We start from the raw sequence: 21,369 nt of genomic DNA, 5'->3' as shown, positions 1-21,369 counted from the left end.
AATACCCCATAAAAAAACTCCCCTTAAGATAAACAGATTTTTTATTTCATCTGTCTACCTAAAGGGGAGCATATCAAGATGCGCTTTGCCTTTTATGTTTCTATTCTCCGCGTTCCACAAGATCAAGTCTTCCTGTAGCAGGGTCGATAACGAGACCGTGTACTTTAATATCTTCAGGAAGCAGCGGGTGATTTTTTACAAGCTTCACACTGTTTCTCACAGAATCCTCAACACTTGCAAATCCTTGAACCCATTTCTTTAAATCGAGTCCAGAATATTTTAATGTGTCAAACGTTGACTCTTCAATGCCGCGGTCTTTCATCTTGGCAAGTAAACCATCTGCGTTTACATTGCTCATTCCACAGTCATAGTGACCGATGACCATAACTTCTTCAGCTTTTAGTTCATAGATGGCCACAAGGATACTTCTCATAATAGAACCGAATGGGTGGGAGATAACCGCTCCAGCCGATTTAATAACTTTTACATCACCATTCTTGATATTCATTGCACTTGGCAATAATTCAGTCAGGCGCGTGTCCATACAAGACACGATAACAAGTCCTTTATCAGGAAATTTAGTAGTTTGGAAAGGTTCATATTCTTTGTTTTCAACAAATTGGTGATTGAACGCTAAGATTTCGTTAAGTACGGACATGATTCTCCTCCTTGTTTCTACAGAAAATAATTAATGAATAAAAAGATTTAGAAGTATACGTCTTTTTCTATCATATTCAGCTTAAACTCGCTAACATATTCACTTCTATATTCACTATTATACAAAAATGTGGGCCGAATCTGCTCTTTTTTGTACCTGAAGCGAATCTTTTGTTGATAGAAACTTTAAAACAAAAGCACATTGTGACAAACATTTTATAAAAAGGTACGTATAATCGCAATTAACACCACATACATTGGTAAGTCGAAGGGAGGATGAAACAAAGAAAAATACTTGCCAGTAAAGTAGGGTTTAAATAGATCGGTACAAATTAACGGAAATTGAAAGGGGTAGGGAAGATGGAAGTTATGACGTATGTACTTTGGGTTCTGCTGTTAATGGGGTCGGTTATGAAGAATTACATGGTGTCAGTTTCTATGCCGAAAACGGGACAAGTTATGATGGCGAATGAATCTGGTGTAAACTTCTTTTCGTATGGCGAAGTGAGCAACAAGAATGCATCGGAAGTTATATCTGCAATTGCCGTGCCTTTCAATAATCAGAATTTCAGTTGGGTAGATACGTCATAGATTACATAGAGTGAAGCTTGTATTGATGAAGTGAAGTATGTGAAATGAATGTATTTGGAAAAAGAAGGGGGTCTGCTGCAAAAAAATAAATAGAGCTATTTTTCGCATTCACTATCATGCTCGCGGCAGGATCACCGTTCGTGTGCTAGTGTATGAATATACTTGAGCGGAATTTGGAGCAAAAGGCAGCTTGTTCGAGCTGTCTTTTTTGGCATTCATTTTATTTATGTGTACGGGTTTGATAGAATAAGAAAAAAACAATTGTGGTGAAACCGATGAATATATCAGTAAGTCAGTTTGCAAAGAAAATAGAAAAGCATGTTGCTGAGATGAAAGTGTTAGATGAGAACTCGCCAAAACTGCGCGAGCATGTATCAGCCATCCAAACATTGTGCGAATTAATGTTAGAAGCGGACGAGGATGATACAGCTGTTGACGTGAAAGGGTGGGTACCGTCATATCCCGTTCAAAAGCCAACCAACCTAGTGACCGCACCTCCGCCAAAAAAACACAAAAAGTCCATGATGGATTATGATATGGACTATGATGATGACGATCAAGACGAAAAAGACGGCAACGGAGACTCTATTTTTGATTTTTAATGCCAGTTTTTTGGAAAACCTGCTCTTTCTTTCTGAGTGGGTTTTTCTTTTTTATGTAGGTTTGAATGGGGTTGAGAGGACTAGTGGTGGGTAGGAGGAGAGGGAATTCCTGAAATTCTTTCGATAATCCCGCGAGAATCAAGGTTAATTCCGCGAGTTTGTACAATAATCCCGCGAGTTTTCCCTTTATTTCCGCAAAGCTCTTCTCTTGAAGTTGATTGTATAGGAAATCAACTACTTTCAAGTGCAAAAATATTTGGGTGAAATATGTACAAAAAAAACAGCACCATTATCAGCGCTGTTAGATCGAAACATACGTATTCTGGTGTTCCATTCGTGCATCTCTACGTTTTGCGATTTCAATTTTTTCGTTAATCTTTTTATTAGAAAAATAAATGGCAGTCACTGTTGCGATTAGACTTAGAGCAGCTAAACCAAAAATTGTATATATCATTGTAATAAGAAGTTCCATTTTATTGTTCCTCCTCTTATGTAATTTTTTTCTGTCTTACTTTTTTTATTCCACTACCTCATTTATTTAAACCTCTTTTTTGTATAGGTCATTCGAATCAAAATGAAAATATGAGAAAGGAATGATGGTAAATATACTCCGTTCGCTTTATACTAAATTTACGAACATACGTTCTATTTTGTTCGATAATAAAATGAGGGGTGAATGGAAATGGTCGGAGCAAGTGAATGGTTAAACTTAGTTAATCTCCTCGGCAATGTGGGCTTTCCTATCGTCATTGCGGGCTACTTGCTTTTTCAATTTGAGAGGCGTATTCAGAGCTTAGAAGGAATCATCCGCGAACTTCACTCTGAATTAGTAGAAAAAGAAGAGCTTGAGCGTAAGATCGATCAATACGTCCGATTGCTTGACGGCGAACGTCAGCCAAAAAAACGTTAGCGTTCGCCTTTTTTATCATGGACAACCCGTCCGCCAAAATTTTTACAATCCTGTGGCAACCTTTGTATTGTCGTTTTTCAATGGTAAGATAAAAGAAAAACAGGAGTGGAACAGGATGAAGCTTTTTCTTATATTAGGTGCGATTCACGCGATGCTTGCGGTTATGCTTGGAGCTTTCGGTGCACATGCACTTGAAGCTAAATTAAATGCTAAGAACATGCTAAATGTGTACCAAACTGGGGTTCAATATCACATGTATCATGCACTGGCTTTGTTAGTTGTCGGCGTTTTACTTGGTAAATTTCCAGCTTCAACGCTATTAACAGGAGCAGGTTGGTCGTTCTTTATCGGCATACTGCTTTTCTCAGGAAGTCTATATGCTCTCTCAACGACAGGGATGAAATTCTTTGGTCCTATCACACCGCTTGGCGGCGTAGCGTTTATCGTTGGTTGGATTCTGCTGATCATCGCAGTTGTAAAAGCATAATAAAAGGCGCTCTCTTAAATTAGAGGGCGCCATTTTCATAATTGCCTGAACCAGACAGGAATAATATCTATCAACGAGGGCTGTATTGTGACATCTGACCGCCTTGCTGTTGCTGCTGTTGCGTACCATACGGATAGCTATAATTGATCTCTTCATCAAACGTGACATAGTTTACATACACCATCAATAGCAGATAACGTTTACCTGTTTGCGGATCGCTAAGGATGATATGATCACGGCCAGCGGCTTCAATGATTCCTTTAAAAACCTTAGCGTTCCATTTTTCATTGTTCTCGAAAGTCATATAAACGGTTGCAACTTTCCCTTTGTTCATCCTTAAAATATTTTCGATGTAGGACTGCTCGAGCGGAAGCTGCCCAGGTGCACCGATATCTTGCAGAGGGCCGCCGCCCATTCCTGGTGCCTGCTGACTTTGTGCCATGTCTTGAGGAACCCCCATGCCTGCCATTCCTCCCATGCCGCCACCCATCATACCCATTCCATTCTGAGCCCGATAATACTCTTGGCCGTACGGATTAAAGTTGTTCATCAACAAACCTCCCTAAAAGGTGTTAAACACATTTGGACAATCGCTTTGTTTTGGCTGATAAAAACAGTGAGCCTTGAAGCTGCCCGAGTGAGGCTGATTGTACCAAGTCTTCGGACAAGCCCCTTTTGGATCGAAAAACCATAACGAATTTCTGGCAGGGTGGAAGCGCTGCCCGTTAATAACCCTTCTCGCTAACCTTTTTTCATTCTCTCTAGCACCTTGATAAAAATATCCTTTGATCGTTGCTTCAAATCCTCCAGGTCTTTGAAAGACCATCTGCTGCATCGTACGAATATTTTTAAAATCAAGGCAGTTGGAGCGAATTCGATTTACGCCGGTATTACCAACAAGGAGCATCCCTTGGTCACCTTCACCCTCAGCTTCCGCACGTATGAGACGTGCCAGCAAGTCAATATCCTTATTTGTAGCCTTAATGACTGCCAATTGCCTTCCCCCTCTATATTGTTAATCTTGGTGTACAAGCAGGGAAACAGAACATTCGATATATGTGTATGAGCTGTTTTGGGAAACTAGACCAAAAATAGGATGGGAATTTCATGTTTTTGGGCATTTATGAGGGTATGGTGATAAATTGATTCTAATCAGCAATGAAAGAATCAGTAGAGTGGAAGGTATGTTCTTGTGGAAAAAACATTATAGATTTAATGTTTAAATGGGGCAACCTCTAGCAATTAATTTCACGGTAATCCATTTTTTATTCACGGTAAGTATGCATAATTTCACGGATAAAGTTAATAAATTCACGGATAAAAAAATTTATCAAAGTTTCGACAAAAACAAAAAAGATGACTCGCCATTGAACGAGTCATCTCAATCATTAAACCTGCAAATAAGCGGGCACTGCTTCTTTTGTAAGGATGTTTCCAACATAGAAAGATCCGAACTCGCCGTAGCGCGCACTTACTTCGTCAAAGCGCATTTCGTATACGAGTTTTTTGAATTGAAGCATGTCGTTTGAGAACAGCGTTACGCCCCATTCCCAATCATCTAAACCAACTGAACCAGTGATAATCTGCTTCACTTTCCCTGCATAACCGCGGCCGATCATGCCGTGAGAGTACATCATCTTCTTGCGTTCTTCCATCGGCAGCATGTACCAGTTATCCTCGCCATCACGACGCTTGTCCATCGGATAGAAGCAAACATGCTTCCATTTTGGCAGCTCTGGGAACAGACGAGCTTTGATCATTGGATCCATCTCGCCGCTCTCGTTTTGCGGATTGTACGTACTTAGCTCGACAACAGAAACGTAAGAGTATTCTTTTACTGTATATTGCGCGAATGCTGTTTTGTTAAATGCATTTTCGATCTCGTTCAGCTCTTCCATCGTCGGACGAAGAAGCATCATCATAAAGTCAGCTTTTTGACCCATGATGCTATAGAGAGCATGACTGCCCACTTTGTTTGCTTCTACGTTCTCCCACTTCTCAAGGAACGTCAAAAATTCACTGATCGCATATTCTCTCTGGTCGCCGGAAAGCGTTTTCCAAGCGGCCCAGTCCATCGTACGGAAATCATGAAGGCAATACCAGCCTTCTAATGTAATCGCTGCTTCACTCATCAATTATTCACTCCTTGCTAGATATAAACACGTCCCTACAAATATACCATAAGTAGGGACGAATCCAAAAAGGAGGGATTAGCTGTATTGACGAAGCAACTGCTCGATCTTACTTTTAACACCAGCAGGGTTTCGAAGCTCAGTGCGTGACAGTGTGAGGCGAACTTTCGTCTCATCCATGTCCATCGCTTCAGACAGCATGCCGAACAATCCTTTTCCTTTTTTATCAATTTCTAAGAACAGCTCGATGCTGTCTGTTTGTGGAACCATGATCACTTCAAGCTCATCTAGCTTTCCAGCATATGCTCCTGAAGTTGGCACATACTCAAACTCTTGTAAAAACGGAAGTCTGCGGCGCATGTAACGCGGTGCAGAACCGCAGTATGCTTTTCGAAGGCGGAATCCAAGCTGCTCGATCGCATCAAAGATCGCAAATGTTTCACTATCTGGCAGTACGCGAATCTGATCGTTATCTGTTGGATCTACAGCCATCTGAATATCAAGGCCAGTTTTGATCCATACCGGCGTGTGGCCAAGAGTTAACGGCGCATCATATGGAAGTTTAAGAGAGAACGGAATCTCTTGCTGACTGCCTGCTTTTACCACAAGTGAGCTCGTTACATTCGTCTTTTCAATCGCTGCAGTATCTCGCACTTTTTTATCGTCTACTTCACGATAGTATTCTGTCATAACATAAAGTGTGATGTGATCGATGTTTTGATCGATTTTACCACCCTCGATTCTAATCTTTCCTGTAATGCTCTCACCAGGTGAGTACGTATCTTTATCTAAAATGGTGTCTACCTTTGCTGATCCAATTCCTACAGAAGCTAACATACGGTTTACAAAAGACATGTATAATTCCTCCTCAACATTTTTCAAACAATTTTACGGAAGGAATTGAAAAAAGATTCATCAGAATATAAAAAACTTTCTTCCGATTAGGAAGAAAGCATTTGTGTTTTAAGCGACCATTTTTCTACATACTTCTGCACATCTGAAGCAAGCTTTTGCGCACTCCTGACAATGCTCATGATTATGCTTTTCACATTCTTTACCGCAAGCTTCACAAACATTAGCACACAGCTCGCAAATTTCGGATATGAATGGGCTATTTCGCGCCATGGCCTCTGCAGAAAAACTGCAAATATCTGAGCATTCTCGGTCAAGTCTTATACAATTTGCCATCATATTAATGTCATCTTCTTTTAAACAAGCATCATAGCAATGATTGCATGCTTGCATGCAACGCAGGCATTCATCGATACATTCTTGATAGATTTGTTGCATTCTAAAAGCGCCTCCTATAAGTAGTTTTTATACGAGGTTTCCCTGTTGTTATCATTTTAAACGGCTAGAATAAATGACGAATAAAAAAATTCTAAATATAAGAACTTCTTTTATCAAGCGCTTACAACTGCATGGATAGGTTTAAAAGGTGTGAAAAAAGGAGTACCCTAATAGTGAGTGCAAAAAAAGTACAGGCTATATAGAGAAATAGGAGGCTAAATCATGAGTGATCTTTTTATAGATTTAAAGAGTAAAGTCCAATCTGCAAATCCTACAATCGTTTTTCCAGAGGGCACGGATGAAAGAATTCTAGAGGCGGCGAGCCGTCTAGCATCTGAGAAAGTTCTTCAACCGATTTTAATAGGAAATCCTGCAGACGTTAGAGCAAAAGCACAAGCTACTGGATTTTCACTTGATGGAGTAGAGATATTAAACCCTGCTGAGTATGGTGAGTTCGATGCATTGGTTGACGCATTAGTGGAACGCCGTAAAGGAAAAACAACAGAAGAACAAGCACGTAAAATCCTTTTAGATGAGAACTATTTCGGAACGATGCTTGTTTACACGGGGAAAGCTCATGGACTTGTAAGTGGTGCAGCCCATTCTACTGCTGATACCGTTCGTCCAGCTCTACAGATCATTAAAACAAAAGAAGGCGTGAAGAAGACTTCTGGTGCGTTCATCATGGTTCGTGGCGATGAAAAGTATGTGTTCGCTGATTGCGCGATCAACATTTCGCCTAACAGCCAAGATCTAGCTGAATCTGCTATGGTTTCTGCTGAAACGGCACGTGTTTTTGGTATCGACCCGAAAGTTGCGCTTCTTTCTTTCTCTACAAAAGGATCAGCGGTTTCACCTGAGACAGAAAAAGTAGTAGAAGCGTTGGAAGTATTAAAAGGAATGAACCCTGATTTCCCATATGACGGAGAACTTCAGTTCGACGCAGCATTCGTTCCATCAGTAGCAGCGAAAAAAGCTCCTGAATCACCGATCAAAGGGGAAGCGAACGTATTTATCTTCCCAAGCCTTGAAACAGGAAACATCGGATACAAGATGGTTCAACGTCTTGGCGGATTTGAAGCGATCGGACCGATCCTTCAAGGATTGAACATGCCTGTAAACGATCTATCTCGCGGATGTAACGCAGAAGACGTTTATAAATTAGCTTTGATCACAGCGATGCAAGCTCTGTAAGTTCATTAGTTAATAGTTAGATGAAGCCAGCTCTCTGCAGCTGGCTTTTTTGTATGGAAAATGGAAGTCATGGTAGTGGAGTTGCCGCTAAAAATACACCATCACATAAAAATTACAGGTTATCACATAGAAATAGCCATTCATCATAAAAAAATAAATATCATGTTATATCCTGTACACCTTAAAAAGACATTGTCACCTACAGTGACAATGCCTTCTCGTTTCGATCCCACATTCGCTTTATATTCCCAGGAAGCAGCTCGCTTTCCTCGACCGAAAGCTGACCGCTGTAAAAAAGTTCGCTGTTTTTGTGAAGCACTCGTAGTAAAGAAGCGTGAATGTCTGCTACGGTTAACGGTTGTCCAAGCAGTTCCGCTAAACTGGCCATCACATCAGGCTCAATCACCGGATATTGGAACTTAGTATCCTCACCGGCCAAACCACGCTTATAAAACTCTCCGATCACGGACGCGCGCTCTGAACCGCTGCCGTCCACACATAAGTAGATTTGTACCGCAACACCGCCGCGCATACGCCGCTGAGAGATTCCTGCAAACTTTTTGCCGCCGATACTCAGGTCATAACTTCCCGGGCAATAAGAGCCGACGATCTCGTATGCTTCAAACTTCGCATCATACGACGCAAGAAGCTCTTCCACAAGTGCTGTCATCGTGTCGTACCCTTGATTGATGTCGATCGTTCCTTCTTTTTCGGGAAGTATAAGTGAGATGTTCAACACGCCGCTATCGAGCACAACAGCAAGTCCGCCGGAATTTCTCACGATTGCTTGGTATCCTCGCGACTCTAAGTATTCAATTGCCTCTTTTAGATAAGGAAGACGCGTATCTTGTATGCCGAGGACGATCGTGTCGTGATGCACCCATGTGCGTGCTGTTGCGGGAGAATCGCCGCTCCCGATCGACGTGCAAAGGGTATCATCTGTCGCAAAAGACTGCCGTGCATCAAAAGACGGACCGAGTGTAGACTGGTCGATCAACCGCCAGACAGGTTGAGAGAGTAGATGATCGGTCATTACAATTTCTCCGCCACGATAATGAACGATTTTGGAATACCGTGGTCGAGTTCGTCTGGGTGTGGTTCTTCAACGAGTTGTTTGATCCAGAGGCCGGCTGATCCGATAGCTGTTATGATCTCGCCAAGCGTCCATTGGCGAATCTGTACTTGAAACGGTTCGCGTTCTTCAGAAGTTGCATACTGAAGTTCAGGTAAAAATTTTGAATAGGCCACGTCTGTTGTAACGAGCTCTTCACTGAAATAATCTCCTGAAACTTTATGTTTTCTAACCGCTTGGCTCTTTCCTTGAGATTCTATTAACTTTGTAGAAACAGGGTGGAAGTCTTGCAGGATCAAAGTTCCTCCCTTTTTCAAAAATTCTGCAACAACATTGAAGTATTCGTTCAGATCGGCAAAATAGTGCAGAATGCCGTTTTCCATAAATGCCATATCATAATCGCTTGTCATTTCTGATGGTGGCAGATTTAATATATCTTCTACCACATAGCGGACATTAACGTTAGCAGCTGCAGCAAGTTCGCGTGCATATGCTGCATTCGAATCAGAGATATCGATCACGGTTGTCTCTGCTCCGAGAAGAGAGAGTGCAACTGCTTTACTGCCGTGTGAACCTAAGAGATTCACGATCTTCTTGCCTGAGACTTCACCAATGTACTGATCTAATGGCTGAAGTCTGCGTTTCGGATCTTTTAGAATACGAGAAACTGCTTTCTCCGGCACGCCAAAGCGGTTGACCCAGGCTGTATAAGAGCTGTTGCTCCATGCTTGTCCGTTTCTAATTCTTCGATCTTGATCCATGATGAGTTCCTCCTGAAATCTATATAAAATCTATCATTTCCGTTATAAGCCTTATCTAGTATAACTCAAATGTGAAAGGTAAGAAATGGTGTGAATGTGACGTCTTTTACTGATAAAAAAGGATTGAAGATAGAAAAAAATAGTGGTTGTTTTCAAAGTTAAGAACACGATACAATAGGGTATATTCTAGTAGTTACAACACGATACTTAAACAGAAAATACCTTCTCAACTAGACGGACGAGGAAGGGATTTTTCTTTTTTACGAGAATTCTTACTTATAAATGCAGGTGAAGGAGCAGGAAAAAAATCAATGGCTAAACTCTTAGGAAAGTTGCACGAAGAGAAAGTATTTAAAGACCCAGTGCATCGTTACATCCACGTGCGTGATGAACTGATCTGGCGTTTGATCGGTACGCGCGAGTTTCAAAGACTGCGAAGAATTCGGCAGCTTGGTACGACATACCTAACATTTCATGGAGCAGAACATAGCCGTTTTAGCCATTCTCTTGGTGTTTATGAGATTACGAGGCGGATCATTGATATTTTTCAAGAAAAGAAAACATGGGACCCTGAAAAGCGTCTGCTCGTTCTTTCCGCGGCTCTTCTACATGATGTAGGACACGGTCCATTCTCACACTCTTTTGAAAAAGTGTTCGGTGTGGATCATGAGGAATTCAGCAGAGACATTATACTAGGCGATACAGAAGTGCATCGCGTCCTTTTGCAGATGGGAGAAGATTTTCCTGTACAAGTAGCAGAAGTGATCGCGAAAACACATAGAGATAAATTAATTGTCAGCCTGATCTCGAGTCAGATTGATGCGGATCGAATGGATTACCTGTTACGAGACGCTTATTTTACAGGGGTGAGCTACGGTAATTTTGATATCGAGCGAATTCTGCGTGTGATGCGTCCGACTGAAGAAGGCGTCGTTATAAAATCAAGCGGCATGCATGCGGTTGAAGACTATATCATGAGCCGTTATCAGATGTACTGGCAAGTCTATTTTCATCCTGTAACACGCAGTGCGGAAGTAATCTTAAGTAAAATTTTGCACAGAGCGAAGGAACTGTATGAAACAGGGTATACATTTAAAAGAGAGCTTTCACATTTTAAAACGCTGTTTGATGGTAATGTTTCGCTTCACGATTACATTTCGCTCGATGAAGGTGTGATCCATTATTATTTTCAAGGATGGATGGAAGAAGAAGATTCAATTCTAAGCGATCTATGTCATCGATTCATCGATCGAAAACTATTCAAGTATACTGAAATGGTTTCCTTTACGGACGGCCACTTGCTGTCGAGTTACTTTACAGAAGCAGGCATCAATCCGAAATATTACTTAGTCGTCGATTCATCGTCAGATCTGCCATACGACTTTTACCGCCCAGGCGAAAAAGAAGAGCGTCTGCCGATCAACCTATTAAAACCAAACGGCGATATTCGCGAGCTGTCCAGAGAATCAGACGTCGTCGAAGCGATCTCCGGCAAACGCCGAACCGATCACAAACTCTATTACCCCCTCGATCTGATCGAAGCGATTGAGGATATAACACTTAAAAGTAAAATTAAAGAGATTTTGAATAGATAGTAACTAATATTTTTTAATTTCCTGAAGATTTTTTTACACAAGAGTCTTTTTATTAGTTTGTTACTTTAAAGACTTCACTGACAAGTTGATTGGAGTGTAAGGTGGGAGACTCCTGGAGGATCAGCGGGACAGGTGAGACACCTAAGGGCACAAAGTGTCGAGGTGGCTCACCGCACGCCCCCTGGAAAGCGAGCACCTGAAACGGAAATCAACCACTTTCAGACGCAACATTGAATAATCAGAGAAAAAATAGATAAATAAAAACGAAAAAGGATGTTAGGGGGAACGTACTGTGTTTGAGGATCATTTAAAGGTAGTAACCTTGATTCAAGAAGCCGGAGAAGTCGTCGGTCGGAAAAAGCTTCAAAAGATGGTGTACATCGCAAAAAAGCTAAACTTTCCTTTCCAAGAAAAATATCAATTTCATTTTTACGGCCCATATTCAGAAGAATTAACGCTTAAGATTGAAGAGCTTTGCAACATGGGATACATACATGAAGTGAAAGAAAAGGTGAGCGGCTATTCGCAATATCGTTATGCCGTAAACGAAGAAGGGCAGAATCTTCTTTCCACATACGGTGCACAGATCGATAAGCTAGGTAGTTGTGTTCGCTCGATGAACGAGCAGTCTTCGAGGTTCTTAGAACTTGTTTCTACCGTAATGTATTTTGAGAAGCTTGAGAAGGACGAGATCAAGGAAAAAGTTCAAACAGTTAAAGCAAAACAAAAGTATACAGAAGAAGAGATGGATGAAGCTTTTAACTATATTGATTCATTAAAAGGCCAAGTTCAATAAAAATAAACCTGTTTAGTTAGCGTGAAGCATGCGTTGATGGACAGGTTTTTTTATTACCATTTAAATTGTAAAGGGTAGCCGTTATTTGCAACACCATAAAAATAAACAAATACGATAAAGATCGTAAATGGAACGATAATACCAAGCAGCGTCATGAAAAAGCCTTTTGCCACACTTTTCTCATAAAGGCGCGTTGCGTAATAGCCGATTCCGAGTCCCGTAAACAAGAGCGATAAAATTAAAGCAACAAGCCAAATCTTCATGCTAGCGCCTCCTCTATTATCAGCATATCCAGCACATTCTCCTTGTAAACGACAGTTTAACTGAAACTTTTTTATATGAGGTACGACTAACAGGGTAAAAGGAGGGCTTAGTGATGAAAAACATGAAGCTGATTTTAATGGCGTGTCTGCTCGTTCTCCTCGCCGCTTGTGGCTCTAAAGCAATGCCAGAAGAGGAAAAGAAGAACGGGGCACCTCAGGTTAAGAACGAGATACCAGCTGAAAAAGAGGGTGTACAAGCTGAACTCGCACTCCAAGAAAATAGTGAAGAAGCAAAATTAACGTTGAAAAACTCATCCGATAAAGAAGCTGGTACAGGAACCGCGTATGCACTTGAAAAATGGACAGACGGTAAATGGACGAAAGTAAATAACGATCAGATGTTTACCGAGCAGATGATCATGGTGAAAGCTGGATCAAACTATGATCAAGCGGTTGATCTTAAAGAACAAGATGCAGGAACTTATCGTGTATCAAAAGAGTTCTTTGTAGATGAAAAGAAGGAAAAAGTAGCCGTTGTGTTCGAGACAAAATAACAAAAGACCGGTCAACCCTTTACTTTTAGGGTCGGCCGGTCTTTTTTGTTATAAATGAATATTGAAGGCACAATCTTAGAAGCTCTTGAAAGTTGTTGATTTCCATTCCAGGCGGCTTCGCTTTCCGCGGGGTGTGCGGTGAGCCTCTTAGCGCTTTGCGCTGTTAAGAGTCTCACCTGTCCCACTGATCCCGCAGGAGTCTCGCGCCTTCCACTCCAATCAACTTGGCAAAGCAGAAGCTGCTACACAAACCTTCAATAAAAACTTTATTAGTGAGGTAAAAACGCTAGTTGATAGAAGAATAACACCGCAAATAAGTAAACCAAGAACGGAACTTCACGATATTTACCTTTTACAATTTTAAGGATCGGATACGAGATGAACCCTAAAGCGATACCTGTTGCGATAGAAGACGTTAATGGCATCGTTAAAATGATTAAGAACGCTGGGAATGCTTCATCAAGTTCGTTCCAATTAATTTTGCTAAGTGAACCAAGCATCAAGCTTCCAACAATAATTAGTGTCGGTGCAGTGATTGCGGATAATCCTGAAATCGCACCAACAAGTGGTGAGAAGAATGCAGCTGCCACAAATAGAATGGCTACTACAACAGACGTTAGACCAGAACGACCGCCTGCAGCTACGCCTGAAGATGATTCGATATAAGCGCTCGTCGGGCTCGTACCAAACGCAGCACCAACTGTTGTCGCAACGGAATCGGCTAACAGTGCTTGACGTGCACGAGGCATCTTATTGCCTTTCATCAGTCCAGCTTGTTCTGCTACTCCAACCATCGTACCCGTAGTATCAAAGATCGTTACAAGCAAGAAGGAGAACACAACTGCATATAATCCATATTGAAACACATCAGAAAAGGCTGTGATCGGATCACCGAAGATAAAAAGCTCTGATGGTAAGTTTGGTGTAGATACGAAACCTTCTTTAAATGTTAAATGGCCCGTATAATAAGCGATTGCCCCCGTGATGATCATTCCGAAGAATAATGCACCGTTCACGTTGAGTCCCATTAAGATTAACGTGATAGCAAGTCCACCAAGTGCAAGAAGTACCGTTGGTGAGTGCATATCACCTAAAGTGACTAAGTTATCTGGGTGAGCCACAATAATTTTTGTAAGACGTAAACCGATGAACGCAATAAATAATCCGATACCAGCTGTAATGCCATGCTTTAGGTTTGCTGGAATAGATTCGATCAATTTTTCACGAAACGGTGTTAAGGATAAGATAACGAAAAGAATACCTGCAACAAACACTGCACCGAACGCGATACGGTAATCAATATCAGGATGGTTTCCTACAACAGAAAACGCAAAATAGGCGTTCAGTCCCATACCTGGAGCAATGGCGATCGGATAGTTGGCCATTAAAGCCATCCACAGTGTACCGACTACCGTGGCAATAATTGTTGCAATAAAGACAGTGTCAAAAGGAACACCAGCAGAATGCAGGATGATCGGGTTGATTATGACAATGTACACCATCGTTAGGAATGTTGTGATTCCTGCTAATATTTCTGTTTTGATGGTCGTACCAAGTTCTTTTAGTTTAAAAAATGAAGAAAGCATACGTTAGAACCTCCAAAATACGAACGATTTATAATTACATGATATATAATATTCGTTTTTAAGTGTGATTTCAACAATTATCTTTAAAGTTTCCAACTGAGAGTTTTGCATGATTTGTGATACAATACGTGTTAACAATGAATGTTTAGAGGAGCTGGAAGCATGAAAGATTTTTTCAATTCCAATGATGCTGATAAAAAGAAAAAAGGAATGGGCTTTACGATCATAAGTGGTGACTCAACAGACGGTCATGGTGGTTATGGTGTGGGGAGTTTGACACTTGATCACGTTACACCCGTAATCGTAGATGTAGAAGAGTCGATCGCTTATATCGACATGGGAGCGATGCATGCGAGAAGTGATGTGGAGAAGCGCATCAAATTTACGCCGAATCGTGAAAATACGCCTAATCCCCGTCTTTATTGGCTCGTTTGGGTAACGATCAATAGAAATGCAGAAGGTCCGTATTATTTCGGATTAACTGCATGCGAGATGCTAGTAGATGTTGAAGCACGAAGAGGGTATAAAAGTCTTCCTGAACACGTAAACCGTATGGACAAATCCATGAAGGGTAAAGTGATCGTAGAGGATATGGACGAAAACGCTCGTCGCGTGCTTGGAAACTTCCTTAAAGAGAATGATGAAGCGATGTTTAACCGTTCGAGTGACGAAATCAAGTCATTAGTGGAATAAAAATGGCAAAGTTATGAACCTTTTTTGAACATTTTGCAAATAACTTGTGACAAGAAAGCACTTCCATTAAAATATAGGTAGCATTGTACACACAATGTTTCTAGGACAATAAAGTGCCCGGGGCTCCTGTAGTAGAGCTCCGGGCATTTTATTTTGTCTTTTAAAGTCGTTTATGAGTGAAGAATCCTGTCGATTCGTGGATACTCCATCTAAATTTGTGGATTGCGGCTCCATATTTCTGGATTCAAGCTCGGAACTTCTGGATTCAGACCAAAAACATCTGAAGTCACCGCTTCTCACACCCACCGAAGGGAACTACACCCTCATCACCAAGAAAAAATCCGCTTGAAAAACCCTTTTTCCTCTTTTTTCTGCTCTAATTTTTCTTTTATTTCACTTGAAGCACCATGCTCATCACAATACTCTACCGGTTCTGTTCCTTTTTCATAATACGAGATGCGCGTTACCGGACAGCTATCGGTTGCAAGCTTTCCGTTTTGTGGATTGATCGTTACCGCAGTTACACCTTCTGGTTGTTCAAACGATAAGATTTCTTTGTTCTTCAACGCGCCTTCCATAAAATAAGCCCAGATTCGTTTGGAGTATCCCGTGTCGTTCACATCATGCAGTTCTTCATTGTTATCGTATCCGACCCAAACACCAGTAACGAGTTGAGGAGAATATCCGACCATCCAGCTGTCATTTGGTGTAGAACCAGATTTTCCAGCCATCGGACGCGTCAGATAGTGGTTGATACTTGAACCTGTAACACTCGTATAATCATTCAATTTTTCATCAAACGTACCGGCTAACAGATCGGTCATGACAAAAGCTTTGTTCTCGTCGATCACTTGCTTGCTTTCATATTTATGTTCATACAGCACTTTGCCTTTAGAATCGGTGATCCTCGTGATAAATACAGGATCTACTTTTTTACCGCCGTTCGCAAAAACGCCATATGCGTTTGTCATCTCTAACACACCTACTGCTTTTGAGCCTAGTGCGAGTGAAGGGATGCTAGCGAGTTCACTTTTAATTCCGAATTTCTTAGCTGTTTTCACAAGCTTCATCGGACCAAGATAGAGGTTCGTTTTTACAGCATAAATATTATCTGATAGCGCGAGCGCCTGAGCCATCGTAATAAAATCATTCGCATAGCGGTTCTTGAAATTCTTAGGTTTATAATCGCCAACACCGTCTCCCATCGCGAATGTTGTTGGTTCTGATTTGATGGGAGTAGACGCCGTGTATCCGTGCTCGAGCGCGGTGTAATACAGGAATGGCTTAAATGTTGAACCTGGTGCACGCTTCGCTTGAAGAGCGCGATTAAAGGAACTTTGCTCAAAATCCCTGCCGCCAACGAGCGCCTTCACATCTCCGCTTCGAGGATCCATAGCGACTAATGCAGTCTGGATCGTACTGTTATCGATGATGCGATTTTCGATCGTGTGTTCAGCGACTTCCTGCATGTTGGGATCGAGCGTCGTGTAGATTCGAAGTCCACCGAACTGTATCGAGTTCGTGTTCACGTTCAGTTCCTTTTTTAAAGCACGCATCACTGCATCCTGAAAGTAAGGAGCGGCCGTTGCGATCTCTTCCTCTTCTTCTCGTACATAAGATAATGGGGCTGATGCTGCTTTTTGAACGGACTTCTTCTTTATTGTTCCATCTTCAGCCATCGCGTTTAAGATGATGCTTTGTCTTTTTTTCGCGTTCTCTTCATGAAGGATCGGAGAATAGTAGCTCGGACCTTTAGGGATTCCTGCCAACATCGTCGCTTCGCTCAGTGAAAGATCTTTTGCATCTTTGCCAAAATAATAGCGAGAAGCAGACTGGATCCCGTAAGAGCCATGTCCGTAATAGATCGTGTTCAAATAACCTTCTAAAATCTCATCCTTTGAATAACTCATCTCAAGGCGCAGTGTGTAGAACGCCTCTTGAAACTTTCTTCGCCATGTTTTGTCATGTGTTAAAAAAAGATTGCGTGCATACTGCTGCGTGATGGTACTGGCTCCTTGGACTTTTGCGCCAGCTTTAAGATCCGCGAGTAATGCACCGCCAATACGCTTCATATCAAAACCGTTATGTTTATAAAAACTTTTATCTTCAATAGAGATCGTAGCGTCGATCACATGTTTATCAATTTTTTTGAGTGGAACCCAATATCGGTTCTGGCCCCCGTTGTTGATCTCACCCATTTTAGAACCGTCCGCTGCATACATGATGGTTGTTTGCGGAACAAGCAGAGCGGGAGGGCCCATGAGTTTAGCGAGCAGCAACAGCCCAACAAAGGATAATGCAAAGCATCCAGTGACGATAAGACCCCATTTTTTCATCCAGCGTATTTTCTGCTGTTTCGTAGCTTCTTTATAGATCTGCCAAAACTTCATAATCCGCCCTCCTTAAAAACTCTCATTTTGTTATCTAGTATGGTGAAAAAAGATGCTCCTTAAACGTGATAAGGGAATGAAGTGCTATAATGGCTGTGAGAAAGAGGAGGTTCGTAACATGCTTATACAAAACATTCAATATATGACGGCTTCGGCAGATGGGAAATGGGTTGTTAACACGGGAGACATCCTTATAAAAGATAATAGGATTGATTCAATAGGAAACTTTGAATGCGATGAAACGGTTGAGAAGCTAGACGGAAAAGGCATGCTTGCGCTACCGGGATTAGTTAACGGACATCAGCATACACCCATGTCGCTGTTGCGTTGCTATAGTGATGATGTGACATTAATGACTTGGCTAAATAAAAAGATGCTTCCGCTTGAGATGAAGATGAATGATGAAGATCGCTATTGGGGTGGACTTCTTTCCATGGCGGAAATGATCAAGAGTGGAACAACTTCTTACGCAGATATGTACATAGGAATCGACACGATCGGAGAAGCGGCCGTTGAATCGGGTATTCGTTCCGTTATAGCGCGTGGGCTTATCGCGATGGACTCGGATTATGAAGGTCGGTTAAAGGAAGCGGCAAATGTTGTAGATCGCTGGCACGGAAAAGGAGACGGTCGAATCACAACGATGATCGCTCCCCATTCACCATATATGTGCCCGCCTGATTTTTTGAGAGCAGCTGTTAATCTTTCAAAAGAAAAGAACGTTCCGCTTCATATTCATTTAGCGGAAACGAAAGACGAAGAGAAAATGATTCAAGAAAAGCACGGGCTGAGACCGGTTGAATATTTAAAACAAGCAGGTGTGTTCGATCGCCATGTACTGCTAGCGCATGGTGTTCATTTTAACGATGCAGACTATGAGACGCTGAAAACTGTGCAGGGCGGTATCATTCACAATCCGGTAAGTAACGCGAAGCTCGGATGCGGGATCAGTGATGTGAAACGTTTGATGGATACTGGTGTGAAGGTTGGTTTAGGAACGGATGGACCAGCGAGCGCCAGCTCTCTTGATCTGTTCTTAGAAATGAAAGCTGCTAGCTGGTTCCAAAAATTGAAGTACGAAGAAGCGGCGGTTCTCAGTGCGCATGATGTGTTATCGATGGCGACACAGAATGGAGCGGACATACTAGGGATCGGTGATGAGGTCGGATCATTGACTGTCGGGAAGAAAGCAGACCTTCTTTTGATGGATATGAACAAGCTTCATCTGACTCCGAGTCATGAACATGCTAATCTTCTAGTATATTCTGCAACAGGACAAGACGTTGATACTGTAATCATCGACGGTAAGATTGTCATGCGCGGCCGTGAGTTGAAGACGATTGATGAAGAAAAAGTGATAGCAAACGCTAAAGAACGAACGAAAGAACTTCTAGTGCGATTATGATGAGTAGGGTGTCTCAAATTTGAGGCACTTTTTTTGTTGTAAAAATGATTGACATGAAAAATATAATCATGATATTATAAAATATTTGATTAAAACGAAAGTGTGTGGTACTATTAGAAGGTTAGCAAATCTGGAGGTGGAGTATTTGTTTCAAATTGGCGATAACATTGTGTACCCAATGCATGGAGTAGGTGTAATTGAAGCCATTGAAGAAAAAGAATTCCCCGATGAAAAACAACAGTACTATGTTATAAAGATGTCAGTCAGCAACATGCAAGTTATGATTCCAGCATGTAAGATTATGAATTCTAATATACGTCCTGTTACAGAACTCTTGGCATTAAAGCAGATTATGCACGATTTTCAAAATGGAGAATCTGAAACATTACTAACGTGGAAAGAAAGATACAAAGTAAATACAAACAAGCTAAAAACGGGTGAAATACGCGAAGGTGCTGAAGTTGTACGTGATTTAATGCGTATGAAGAAAGAAAAGACACTGAATGCAAGCGAAAAAAAAATGTTGGAAAATGCATATGGATTTTTAATTAGTGAACTTGAAGTAATCGAAGGAATCACTGAAACCCAGATAAAAAGTTTCTGTTAAAGTTTAATGGAATGGTATAAGATCATTAAATGGTCTCATTAATAACTTTTCAGAGACAATACACTTCTTAAACTTACTTATAGTAACCTCTTTAATTTCTACAACACTTTAATCCTTAATTTTTGATTTTACTTTCCTCTATAAATTTGAAGTTTTTCAAATTAATTCTAATCAATAATCACATGATCGTTGTAATACTGATTCACACTGGCACGGACAAGGAGCCGTAAGGATGGAAGAGAGGTAGGGCTTTCATTGTTTTAGGTAACCTCAGTGACTATTTGTTAGAAAATTTACTCATCCACCTCCACAAGTACTGTTAATTAAATATTAAATGGGAAAAGCAGCCGAGAGTGGGTAACGCGGGTTGCTTTTTTTGTTGCAGTTAAAAAGTTCAGAAAATTATGTTAAAATGAATAGGGTTTTAATACCACTAAATAAAAGAAGGAGGCCGACACGTCATGATCATTAAATGGATCAAACTTCGATAATGACAAGTGCAGGCCAAGATGACTCCGTTGAGTACTTATTGCTCTGCGCTTTTTAAAGTGGCAAAAAATAAAATCACGGAGGAAAATAAGGATGAAACAACAACTTTTACAAACAAATCAAGTGGAAATAAATACGGAAAGCTTCGGTAAACCCAGCGATCCCCCAGTTCTCCTGATCATGGGTGCGATGTCGTCGCTCGACTGGTGGGATGAAGAGTTTTGTAAGCGTCTTGCGGCAGCCGGGAGATATGTGATTCGGTATGATCACCGTGATCTCGGTCAATCCGTCGTCTATGAACCTGGTACGTCGAACTATACGATTGCTGACCTTGCTGATGATGCGTTTGGAATTCTAGATGCCTACTCCATAGAGAAAGTGAATATCATGGGGATGTCTCTTGGGGGAATGATCGGGCAGATTATGGCGATCAAGCATCCTGAACGTGTGCAGAGCTTGACGATCCTTGGGTCAAGTGTTTTTGGTTCTGAGCAAGCTGAGCTGCCTCAGATGGATCAGAAAATTTTAGATTTCCATGGAAAAAGTGCTTCTATTGATTGGAATGATCAAGAAGAAGCTGTTGCTTATCTAGCAGACGGATGGGCATTCCTTTCGGGATCCAAACCTTTTGAAAAGAAAAGAATGTACGCATTGGCAGAAAGAGAATACACGCGTGCCAAACAGATTCAAAGCAGATTTAATTATATTTTTCTAGGCGGCGGTGAAGAGTATTTAGATCGTATGAATGAAATTAGAGTTCCGACAACCATCCTTCATGGAACAGAAGATCGCGCCCTCCCGTTCGAACACGGTCAAGCGCTTGCGAGAGCGATTCCGCATGCTGAACTCGTGACTCTCGAAGGAACGGGGCATGAGCTGCATACAGAGGACTGGGATATTATTATAGAGTCTATTGTAAGGAATAGTTCTTTAGAAAATTAAGGGTTAAAGGCCATGAGCGGGAAGGTTGCTCATGGTTATTTATTTTTGAGTAGTCCATTTTGTAAGGGCAAGGGGGATAGAGTTGAATGATTGAGTCGAATTTTGTCAACTCGCCGATATATGGACAAAACTCACGGGATTAAAGCTAAAACTCGCGGAATAAATTCAATATTTTCCGGGATTATGGCTCCAATTTCTTGAATTCGATTAGGAAATACCCCCATTGGTATAAGTGTGTTAACACGAATTGTTCTTAATTTGGCCGGTTATTTCAAATTCCACTAAAAAGAAATCGTCCGTGCACGAAACACGGACGAATGGGGCGCCAGAAGGGACACACGAGTCGGTAAAGC

Annotated in this window: 24 protein-coding genes; 12 read left to right on the top strand and 12 right to left on the bottom strand. The window is 41.4% G+C overall.

What is annotated here, in order from left to right; genetic code table 11:
* Positions 1–100: 100 nt before the first annotated feature.
* The gene (locus H9648_RS20000) at positions 101–658 is read right to left on the bottom strand and encodes a beta-class carbonic anhydrase (RefSeq protein ID WP_191755474.1); all 558 of its coding nucleotides are present in this window, start codon (positions 656–658) and stop codon (positions 101–103) included.
* A 359-nt stretch (positions 659–1,017) separates the two neighbouring features.
* On the opposite strand from H9648_RS20000, the gene H9648_RS19995 reads away from it, so the two are divergent.
* Together H9648_RS19995 and H9648_RS19990 are read left to right on the top strand one after the other, a co-directional pair.
* Positions 1,018–1,248: a hypothetical protein gene (locus H9648_RS19995; RefSeq protein ID WP_191755473.1), complete on the top strand. Its 231-nt coding sequence runs from the start codon at positions 1,018–1,020 to the stop codon at positions 1,246–1,248.
* 275 nt (positions 1,249–1,523) lie between these two features.
* Positions 1,524–1,850, top strand: a complete 327-nt coding sequence (locus H9648_RS19990) for a YwdI family protein (protein ID WP_191755472.1) — start codon at positions 1,524–1,526, stop codon at positions 1,848–1,850.
* A gap of 301 nt (positions 1,851–2,151) precedes the next feature.
* Here H9648_RS19990 and H9648_RS19985 read toward each other — a convergent pair whose 3' ends face one another.
* A complete protein-coding gene (locus tag H9648_RS19985; RefSeq protein ID WP_191755471.1) occupies positions 2,152–2,322 on the bottom strand; it encodes a hypothetical protein in 171 nt (56 codons plus the stop codon).
* A 210-nt stretch (positions 2,323–2,532) separates the two neighbouring features.
* Here H9648_RS19985 and H9648_RS21035 point away from each other — a divergent pair, with 210 nt between their 5' ends.
* Positions 2,533–2,760 (top strand): YvrJ family protein, encoded by a 228-nt coding sequence (locus H9648_RS21035; RefSeq protein WP_191755470.1) that lies wholly within the window; start codon positions 2,533–2,535, stop codon positions 2,758–2,760.
* A 115-nt stretch (positions 2,761–2,875) separates the two neighbouring features.
* Positions 2,876–3,247: a DUF423 domain-containing protein gene (locus tag H9648_RS19975; RefSeq protein ID WP_191755469.1), complete on the top strand. Its 372-nt coding sequence runs from the start codon at positions 2,876–2,878 to the stop codon at positions 3,245–3,247.
* Between the two features lie 70 nt (positions 3,248–3,317).
* Here H9648_RS19975 and gerQ read toward each other — a convergent pair whose 3' ends face one another.
* The 5 genes from gerQ to H9648_RS19950 all read right to left on the bottom strand — a co-directional run bounded on the left by gerQ (position 3,318) and on the right by H9648_RS19950 (position 6,669).
* Positions 3,318–3,797 (bottom strand): spore coat protein GerQ, encoded by a 480-nt coding sequence (gerQ, locus tag H9648_RS19970; RefSeq protein ID WP_191755468.1) that lies wholly within the window; start codon positions 3,795–3,797, stop codon positions 3,318–3,320.
* A gap of 12 nt (positions 3,798–3,809) precedes the next feature.
* Positions 3,810–4,241 (bottom strand): cell wall hydrolase, encoded by a 432-nt coding sequence (locus tag H9648_RS19965; RefSeq protein ID WP_191755467.1) that lies wholly within the window; start codon positions 4,239–4,241, stop codon positions 3,810–3,812.
* A gap of 394 nt (positions 4,242–4,635) precedes the next feature.
* Positions 4,636–5,379 carry a hydrogen peroxide-dependent heme synthase gene (gene hemQ / locus H9648_RS19960; RefSeq protein WP_191755466.1) on the bottom strand — a complete coding sequence of 248 codons (744 nt, stop codon included), beginning with the start codon at positions 5,377–5,379 and terminating at the stop codon, positions 4,636–4,638.
* 78 nt (positions 5,380–5,457) lie between these two features.
* Positions 5,458–6,234, bottom strand: a complete 777-nt coding sequence (locus tag H9648_RS19955) for a sporulation protein (RefSeq protein WP_191755465.1) — start codon at positions 6,232–6,234, stop codon at positions 5,458–5,460.
* A 108-nt stretch (positions 6,235–6,342) separates the two neighbouring features.
* Entirely contained in the window at positions 6,343–6,669 is a 327-nt protein-coding gene (locus H9648_RS19950) for a four-helix bundle copper-binding protein (protein WP_191755464.1), read from the bottom strand.
* 222 nt (positions 6,670–6,891) lie between these two features.
* On the opposite strand from H9648_RS19950, the gene pta reads away from it, so the two are divergent.
* The gene (pta, locus tag H9648_RS19945) at positions 6,892–7,863 is read left to right on the top strand and encodes a phosphate acetyltransferase (protein ID WP_191755463.1); all 972 of its coding nucleotides are present in this window, start codon (positions 6,892–6,894) and stop codon (positions 7,861–7,863) included.
* 199 nt (positions 7,864–8,062) lie between these two features.
* Here the strand turns inward: pta and lipL are convergent, their stop codons facing one another.
* A complete protein-coding gene (lipL, locus tag H9648_RS19940; RefSeq protein ID WP_191755462.1) occupies positions 8,063–8,896 on the bottom strand; it encodes an octanoyl-[GcvH]:protein N-octanoyltransferase in 834 nt (277 codons plus the stop codon).
* Positions 8,896–9,696 carry a class I SAM-dependent methyltransferase gene (locus H9648_RS19935; protein WP_191755461.1) on the bottom strand — a complete coding sequence of 267 codons (801 nt, stop codon included), beginning with the start codon at positions 9,694–9,696 and terminating at the stop codon, positions 8,896–8,898. The genes lipL and H9648_RS19935 overlap by 1 nt, the downstream gene beginning before the upstream one ends.
* A gap of 311 nt (positions 9,697–10,007) precedes the next feature.
* Between H9648_RS19935 and H9648_RS19930 the strand changes: the two genes are divergently transcribed.
* Both H9648_RS19930 and H9648_RS19925 read left to right on the top strand, forming a co-directional pair.
* The gene (locus H9648_RS19930) at positions 10,008–11,291 is read left to right on the top strand and encodes an HD domain-containing protein (protein ID WP_191755460.1); all 1,284 of its coding nucleotides are present in this window, start codon (positions 10,008–10,010) and stop codon (positions 11,289–11,291) included.
* A gap of 292 nt (positions 11,292–11,583) precedes the next feature.
* Positions 11,584–12,087, top strand: a complete 504-nt coding sequence (locus tag H9648_RS19925; protein WP_191755459.1) for a YwgA family protein — start codon at positions 11,584–11,586, stop codon at positions 12,085–12,087.
* 53 nt (positions 12,088–12,140) lie between these two features.
* On the opposite strand, the gene H9648_RS19920 is transcribed toward H9648_RS19925, so the two are convergent.
* A complete protein-coding gene (locus tag H9648_RS19920) occupies positions 12,141–12,350 on the bottom strand; it encodes a hypothetical protein (protein ID WP_191755458.1) in 210 nt (69 codons plus the stop codon).
* A 113-nt stretch (positions 12,351–12,463) separates the two neighbouring features.
* Here H9648_RS19920 and H9648_RS19915 point away from each other — a divergent pair, with 113 nt between their 5' ends.
* Positions 12,464–12,904, top strand: a complete 441-nt coding sequence (locus H9648_RS19915; RefSeq protein ID WP_191755457.1) for an immunoglobulin-like domain-containing protein — start codon at positions 12,464–12,466, stop codon at positions 12,902–12,904.
* A gap of 269 nt (positions 12,905–13,173) precedes the next feature.
* Here the strand turns inward: H9648_RS19915 and H9648_RS19910 are convergent, their stop codons facing one another.
* The gene (locus H9648_RS19910; RefSeq protein WP_191755456.1) at positions 13,174–14,490 is read right to left on the bottom strand and encodes an NCS2 family permease; all 1,317 of its coding nucleotides are present in this window, start codon (positions 14,488–14,490) and stop codon (positions 13,174–13,176) included.
* A 162-nt stretch (positions 14,491–14,652) separates the two neighbouring features.
* Here H9648_RS19910 and H9648_RS19905 point away from each other — a divergent pair, with 162 nt between their 5' ends.
* Positions 14,653–15,183, top strand: a complete 531-nt coding sequence (locus tag H9648_RS19905; protein WP_191755455.1) for a YwhD family protein — start codon at positions 14,653–14,655, stop codon at positions 15,181–15,183.
* Between the two features lie 326 nt (positions 15,184–15,509).
* Here H9648_RS19905 and H9648_RS19900 read toward each other — a convergent pair whose 3' ends face one another.
* Complete coding sequence (locus H9648_RS19900; protein WP_191755454.1) at positions 15,510–17,573, bottom strand: transglycosylase domain-containing protein; 2,064 nt, start codon at positions 17,571–17,573, stop codon at positions 15,510–15,512.
* Between the two features lie 118 nt (positions 17,574–17,691).
* On the opposite strand from H9648_RS19900, the gene H9648_RS19895 reads away from it, so the two are divergent.
* The 3 genes from H9648_RS19895 to mle all read left to right on the top strand — a co-directional run bounded on the left by H9648_RS19895 (position 17,692) and on the right by mle (position 21,016).
* Complete coding sequence (locus tag H9648_RS19895; protein ID WP_191755453.1) at positions 17,692–18,978, top strand: amidohydrolase; 1,287 nt, start codon at positions 17,692–17,694, stop codon at positions 18,976–18,978.
* 145 nt (positions 18,979–19,123) lie between these two features.
* Complete coding sequence (locus H9648_RS19890) at positions 19,124–19,585, top strand: CarD family transcriptional regulator (RefSeq protein ID WP_191755452.1); 462 nt, start codon at positions 19,124–19,126, stop codon at positions 19,583–19,585.
* Between the two features lie 582 nt (positions 19,586–20,167).
* Positions 20,168–21,016 (top strand): alpha/beta fold macrolide esterase, encoded by an 849-nt coding sequence (mle, locus tag H9648_RS19885; RefSeq protein ID WP_191755451.1) that lies wholly within the window; start codon positions 20,168–20,170, stop codon positions 21,014–21,016.
* The last annotated feature ends 353 nt before the right edge of the window (positions 21,017–21,369 follow it).

Origin of the sequence: Fictibacillus norfolkensis (assembly GCF_014836645.1) — a bacterium.
In the GTDB taxonomy this organism is placed as follows: domain Bacteria; phylum Bacillota; class Bacilli; order Bacillales; family Fictibacillaceae; genus Fictibacillus; species Fictibacillus norfolkensis.
This window is presented reverse-complemented; position numbering and strand designations above follow the sequence as displayed.

What these genes read in the sequence shown, in the direction of transcription:
- H9648_RS20000 (WP_191755474.1), bottom strand. Translation starts at nt 658, where the DNA reads ATGTCCGTACTTAACGAAATCTTAGCGTTCAATCACCAATTTGTTGAA.
- H9648_RS19995 (WP_191755473.1), top strand. Translation starts at nt 1,018, where the DNA reads ATGGAAGTTATGACGTATGTACTTTGGGTTCTGCTGTTAATGGGGTCG.
- H9648_RS19990 (WP_191755472.1), top strand. Translation starts at nt 1,524, where the DNA reads ATGAATATATCAGTAAGTCAGTTTGCAAAGAAAATAGAAAAGCATGTT.
- H9648_RS19985 (WP_191755471.1), bottom strand. Translation starts at nt 2,322, where the DNA reads ATGGAACTTCTTATTACAATGATATATACAATTTTTGGTTTAGCTGCT.
- H9648_RS21035 (WP_191755470.1), top strand. Translation starts at nt 2,533, where the DNA reads ATGGTCGGAGCAAGTGAATGGTTAAACTTAGTTAATCTCCTCGGCAAT.
- H9648_RS19975 (WP_191755469.1), top strand. Translation starts at nt 2,876, where the DNA reads ATGAAGCTTTTTCTTATATTAGGTGCGATTCACGCGATGCTTGCGGTT.
- gerQ (WP_191755468.1), bottom strand. Translation starts at nt 3,797, where the DNA reads ATGAACAACTTTAATCCGTACGGCCAAGAGTATTATCGGGCTCAGAAT.
- hemQ (WP_191755466.1), bottom strand. Translation starts at nt 5,379, where the DNA reads ATGAGTGAAGCAGCGATTACATTAGAAGGCTGGTATTGCCTTCATGAT.
- H9648_RS19955 (WP_191755465.1), bottom strand. Translation starts at nt 6,234, where the DNA reads ATGTCTTTTGTAAACCGTATGTTAGCTTCTGTAGGAATTGGATCAGCA.
- H9648_RS19950 (WP_191755464.1), bottom strand. Translation starts at nt 6,669, where the DNA reads ATGCAACAAATCTATCAAGAATGTATCGATGAATGCCTGCGTTGCATG.
- pta (WP_191755463.1), top strand. Translation starts at nt 6,892, where the DNA reads ATGAGTGATCTTTTTATAGATTTAAAGAGTAAAGTCCAATCTGCAAAT.
- lipL (WP_191755462.1), bottom strand. Translation starts at nt 8,896, where the DNA reads ATGACCGATCATCTACTCTCTCAACCTGTCTGGCGGTTGATCGACCAG.
- H9648_RS19935 (WP_191755461.1), bottom strand. Translation starts at nt 9,696, where the DNA reads ATGGATCAAGATCGAAGAATTAGAAACGGACAAGCATGGAGCAACAGC.
- H9648_RS19930 (WP_191755460.1), top strand. Translation starts at nt 10,008, where the DNA reads ATGGCTAAACTCTTAGGAAAGTTGCACGAAGAGAAAGTATTTAAAGAC.
- H9648_RS19920 (WP_191755458.1), bottom strand. Translation starts at nt 12,350, where the DNA reads ATGAAGATTTGGCTTGTTGCTTTAATTTTATCGCTCTTGTTTACGGGA.
- H9648_RS19915 (WP_191755457.1), top strand. Translation starts at nt 12,464, where the DNA reads ATGAAAAACATGAAGCTGATTTTAATGGCGTGTCTGCTCGTTCTCCTC.
- H9648_RS19910 (WP_191755456.1), bottom strand. Translation starts at nt 14,490, where the DNA reads ATGCTTTCTTCATTTTTTAAACTAAAAGAACTTGGTACGACCATCAAA.
- H9648_RS19905 (WP_191755455.1), top strand. Translation starts at nt 14,653, where the DNA reads ATGAAAGATTTTTTCAATTCCAATGATGCTGATAAAAAGAAAAAAGGA.
- H9648_RS19900 (WP_191755454.1), bottom strand. Translation starts at nt 17,573, where the DNA reads ATGAAGTTTTGGCAGATCTATAAAGAAGCTACGAAACAGCAGAAAATA.
- H9648_RS19895 (WP_191755453.1), top strand. Translation starts at nt 17,692, where the DNA reads ATGCTTATACAAAACATTCAATATATGACGGCTTCGGCAGATGGGAAA.
- mle (WP_191755451.1), top strand. Translation starts at nt 20,168, where the DNA reads ATGAAACAACAACTTTTACAAACAAATCAAGTGGAAATAAATACGGAA.